This is a genomic window from Natrinema soli (genome assembly GCF_028618695.1).
Map to the genome: position 1 here is coordinate 1 of NZ_JAQIVI010000353.1, position 4048 is coordinate 4048.

Here is a 4048-nt window from a genome sequence, read left to right on the forward strand (position 1 = left end):
GACGTGGGCTTCGGCGTCGATAGTGGCAGTGGCCAGGGTCTCGTCGGTGGCGTCACCGCCGTCCGTTCGCTCGCCGTCGTCGGCCGCCGCTTCCGCATCGTCGGTGACCGACGCGCCCGAGTCGGTCGGATACGCGACCTCGAACACGGTGAGATGGCCGATTGCCCCGTCCGGTCGATCGATGTATTCGCTCGCGCGTTTCTCACCGACCGCGATCCCGTCGTCTTCGATCGTGTCGACGAACTGTTCGCGGGCTTTCGGGGCCGCCATCTCGAGGGCGTCGGCCGAGGAGAGACCGATAGCCGACAGCGAGGGACTGATCTGCAAGTCGACGGTGAACAGCGATCGCGCCGGGACGTCGCCGCCGGAACGGAGTCGCTCGAGCGCGTCGGCGGTCGGCCGATGTTCGAAGACGGTCGTCTCGGCGGTGACCGTCGCGAGCGAGAGACTGCGTTCGTCGGTTCGGTCGCCGAGGCGATGCCAGTCGTCGGCGACCGGGGGCGGCAGGTCGATAGCCATTGCCGGCGCGTATGCGGGCCGGGCCTTTCGGCGTGGCGGTTCTGCGTCAGATCAGTCCGCACCGAGCCGGTCAAAGTAGATCGCGCGCCGTTCGTCGGCCGCCGGCGACGTGAGCAGCGAGACGACGACTGTAACGACCAACCCGAGCCCCATCCCGACGATGCCGGCCGTCCAGCCCGCGTAGGAACCCGGGACGAACGTGAGGAAGAGGCTCGAAATGTAGAAGAACTGACTGACGACGACACCGGCGGTAATACCGGCTCGCGTGATCTTCCGCCAGTAAAGTGCGAGCAAAACCGGCAGCGCGAGCTGGGCGAAGCCGCTGAAGGCCGCCTCGCCGAGTTCGAACAGCCCCGCCGGCTCGAGCAGACTGGCGACGAAGGCCGCGGTCGCGAAGACGACGACCCCGCCGCGGGCCAACAGGTCCTCCCGGCGGTCGGAGAGTACCCACCCGAAGAACGCGAGGGTCGGACGGCAGAGGTCCCGCGTGAAGTACGACGACCCCGAGAGCAGCATCGAGTCCGAGGAGGACATCATCGCGGCCATCGCGCCGGCGATGACGAGCGCGGCGAACCACGTCGGCGTGTACTCCGCGAGGACCAGCGGCAGGACGTTCGCGCCATCGGGAACCGCGACCTCGAGGCCGGCGGCCCACGCGCCGAGCATAAACGAGGGGAGAAAAAGGAGGACGCAGAGGATCGGCCAGAGGGCGAAGGAACGCTTGAGCACCGTTTTCGAGCCCGCGGCGAAGAAGCGCTGGTTGACCTGCGGGAACATCGCGACGCCGAAGCCGATCGTGATCGCCGTCGAGAGGATCCACGGAACCGTGTAATAATCGCTGCCCAGCGAGAGGAATCCGCCGGTGTCGGGGTTCGACGCAAGCGCCTCGGTCGCGGCGTCGGGGCCGCCGACGGCCGCGAGGACCCACAGCAGCGCGACCCAGGTCGTGATCAGCATGAACGCGCCCTGCAGCGTGTCGGTCCAGGCGATCCCGCGCATCCCGGCGGCGACGACGTAGAGGATCATGAACGCCGTGATCAGCCCGGCTCCCGCGGCGTAGGAGACCGTCCCTTCGGTGAGCGCCTCGAGCGCGGTGCCGGCCCCAACCTGCTGGAGCATGACGTACGGAAAGAGCCAGAGGAGGCTGACGCCGGCGACGAGGCCGCGGAGCGGTCGCGAGCCGAAGCGGTCGCCCAGCATCTCCCCGAGGGTGACGTAGCCGAAACGCTGTCCGAGCAGCCACTGCTTGTAGCCGATCACGTACCAGAGAACGGCGAAGATGATGCCGTCCATCAGCCCCATGACCAGGATCCACTCGGGCCCCTGCGCGTAGGCGATGTTCGGCCCGGCGAAGAAGGTAAAGGCCGACAGCAGCGTCGCGAACGTCGTAAAGAGCAGGACGACCGTTCCGAGCGTTCTGCTCGCGAGGTAGAAGTCCTCGGCCGTCCGATCGGTCAGCCGGTAGGCGACCAGCCCGACCCCGAGCGCGAGCAGGAGGTAGCCCACGATGATCGTCAACTGGAGCGTGACCGCCCTCACGGCGAATCACCTCCGAGGGTCGTCCGCTGCTCGGGGTCGGCCCGTTCCGGCGACTCGCTCGAGTCCTCGGTCGTTTCGATACCGATCCCCCACGCGCGCTGGGCGAACACCCAGAAGACGATCGATGCGAATCCCATCCAGCCGACGTGCCACCAGAGCCACACCGGCAGGCCGGCGACGACGGTCGCCGATCCCCACAGGAACCACGGCACCGCCAGTCCGGCGAGGACGACCGCGACCGCGATCCAGATTCCCAGTTCGGTTCGGCGCATACGCGAGGGTTCGTCCCGACGTGGGTAGTTCTTACTGTTCGAAGTCCGACTTCGAAGAGAATTGTTCATCAGTTCCGGTTCGCGGTCACGTCCGCCGGTTTCCGCTAGCTAAAATCGATCTTTCACCGAGGAAAAAGGGTATATGAGTTTGACAGAGAGTAGATATCGAACCTAGTATGGCCCGTCTGTTTCCCTTTCGCTCCGAGACAGCCACCGAAGAGGGCCAGCCCCGCGTCGTCGACCTCGAGGGTGAGGACGCCGATGCGGTCTTCAGCGCCCTCTCCTCGACGACGGCCCGGCGGATCTACGCGCGTCTCGACGAGGAGCCCGGGACGCCGAGCGACATCGCTGACGCGGTCGACTCGTCGATCCAGAACGTTCGCTACCACCTCGAGAACCTCGAGGGCGCGGGTCTCGTCGAGGTGGTCGACACCTGGTACTCCTCGCGCGGCAACGAGATGAGCGTCTACGCGACGACGGACGGGCCGCTGATCGTGACGAGCGACGAATCGACGGCGACGAAGCTCAAGGAGGCGCTCTCGCGGCTGATCGGCGGCGTCGCCGTGCTCGCGGGCGGGAGTATGCTGGTTCAGTACGCCCTCACGCGCTGGCTCGCGCCGACCGGAACGGACGACGGCGGATCGCAGCCGGCCGGTGACGGGGAGACGACTGCCGGGGCGGAAAACGGCTCGAGCGGCGGGGACGTCGGAATTTCCGGCGTTAACGGAACTGAGGGGGCCAGTAGCGGTGATACGGGCGCGCCCGATTCGGCGCTCGATAGCGGCAACGAGACGGTCCAGAACGCGTCCGACGGCGGTGTGGAGGCGGCGGAGGCGGTGTTCCAAACCGTGCCGCCCGGATTGCTCTTCTTCCTCGGCGGGCTCGTCGTCCTGCTCGCGGTGATACTCTACTGGTACTGGTACCGCCCGACGTACTGAGGTCCAAGCAGTTCGATCTGTACTTCTGCCCGGTACAGGACCACGTCTTCCTCCAGACCGACCATCCGGCATGCTGTGGCGCGCGCTGGGCCGCGGCGAATTGCGAGGCCTGAACGAAGTGAAGGCCTCGGTAATGTGAGCGGTGACCAGAGGGAGCCGCGAACCCGATGGGTGAGCCGCGCTCGAAGCCGTGCGAGGTCTTCGTGAACGGAGTGAGCGAAGGCTTGGAAGACGCAAAGCGTCTTCATGTGGATGAGTGAGTGACCAACGGGAACGAACGAATCGGCTGGGGAGGGTGTGGCGATTCCCTGTTGCCAGGGAAGCAGGACACTTCTTTCATCGAACTCGCTACTGAACGCCCTTCTCAACAAACACATCTATTGAACGGTACGCTCGTCACATCGCAGCCGAAATCGAGATGAGCGAGACGAACTCGTGTCGGCACTGGTAGGTGACTCGAGGTCGTCCCACCGAACATGAACACGCCTCTGCCACTCGACGGCTCGAGCGCCGGCGGCCAGTTCCTCCGAACGGCGCTCGCGCTGTCGGTCCTCGAGAACGAGCCGGTCCGCCTCGAGGGCGTCCGCGGCGACCGGTCGACGCCCGGACTCCGCCACCAGCATCTGGCGGTGCTCGAGACGATGGTCGAACTGTGTGACGCCGACGTCTCGGGTGCGGAACTCGGATCTGAGTCGGTCGAGTTCGAGCCGGGGCTCGAGGGCGGCGACGCGAATACGGCGGCCGGGACGAGACTCGAGGGCGGCAGCTACGCCGTCGACA

General features: G+C 66.4%; 5 protein-coding genes. 2 read left to right on the forward strand and 3 right to left on the reverse strand.

Annotated features, from left to right (window positions below):
* The 3 genes from PGX04_RS20275 to PGX04_RS20285 all read right to left on the reverse strand — a co-directional run.
* The coding region (locus PGX04_RS20275) for a hypothetical protein (protein WP_273740169.1) at positions 1–519 on the reverse strand (519 nt) is incomplete at its 3' end.
* Between the two features lie 51 nt (positions 520–570).
* Positions 571–2058 carry a sodium:solute symporter family protein gene (locus PGX04_RS20280; protein ID WP_273740170.1) on the reverse strand — a complete coding sequence of 496 codons (1488 nt, stop codon included), beginning with the start codon at positions 2056–2058 and terminating at the stop codon, positions 571–573.
* The gene (locus PGX04_RS20285; RefSeq protein WP_273740171.1) at positions 2055–2330 is read right to left on the reverse strand and encodes a DUF3311 domain-containing protein; all 276 of its coding nucleotides are present in this window, start codon (positions 2328–2330) and stop codon (positions 2055–2057) included. Before PGX04_RS20285 ends, PGX04_RS20280 begins: the two co-directional genes overlap by 4 nt.
* Positions 2331–2506: 176 nt before the next feature.
* On the opposite strand from PGX04_RS20285, the gene PGX04_RS20290 reads away from it, so the two are divergent.
* Both PGX04_RS20290 and PGX04_RS20295 read left to right on the forward strand, forming a co-directional pair.
* Entirely contained in the window at positions 2507–3268 is a 762-nt protein-coding gene (locus PGX04_RS20290) for an ArsR/SmtB family transcription factor (protein ID WP_273740172.1), read from the forward strand.
* 476 nt (positions 3269–3744) lie between these two features.
* A partial coding sequence (locus PGX04_RS20295; protein ID WP_273740173.1) for an RNA 3'-terminal phosphate cyclase occupies positions 3745–4048 on the forward strand: 304 nt, incomplete at its 3' end.